Consider the following 546-nt stretch of genomic DNA (forward strand, 5'->3'; position numbering starts at 1 on the left):
AGTCATCCTACAGTTGATGAAGAACAAAATTAGAATAACAAGGATCGTTATGACTCAGTGGGCAAGTTGGAAGCAGGCAATAGTGAGCCTTGCTATGCTCGTCAGTTTTTCTCTGTTTGGGCAGCAAAACGCCCAAACTCCACCAGAAGTTGTTCAAGCTCAGTTTATTGGTAATGAAACGTGCATCGATTGTCACCAAGTCGAAGTGGAAGCGTGGCAAGGCTCGCACCATGATATGGCGATGCGCCATGCTGATTCAGAATCCGTACTGGGTAACTTCGACAATCAAGTCGTTGAACATCAGGGCAAAGCAAACCGTTTTTATCGCAAAGGCGATGAATATTGGGTCAACATCCAAGGGCCAGATGGACAGTGGCACGATTACAAAATCAGCTATACGTTTGGTTGGGTGCCATTACAACAGTACATGGTGGAATTTGATGATGGACGCATACAACTGATTCCTTTTGCTTGGGATTCGAGAAGTGTGGAACAAGGCGGGCAACGTTGGTTTCATTTATATCCAGACACGACCACAACCGATGA

At 45.6% G+C, this 546-nt stretch carries 1 pseudogene; it reads left to right on the forward strand.

Annotated elements, in window-relative coordinates:
- Window positions 1-49: 49 nt before the first annotated feature.
- Window positions 50-546, forward strand: a pseudogene (locus tag R8O11_RS30550) (deca-heme c-type cytochrome); the annotation flags it as partial.

The organism is Vibrio sp. 1288, assembly GCF_033344475.1.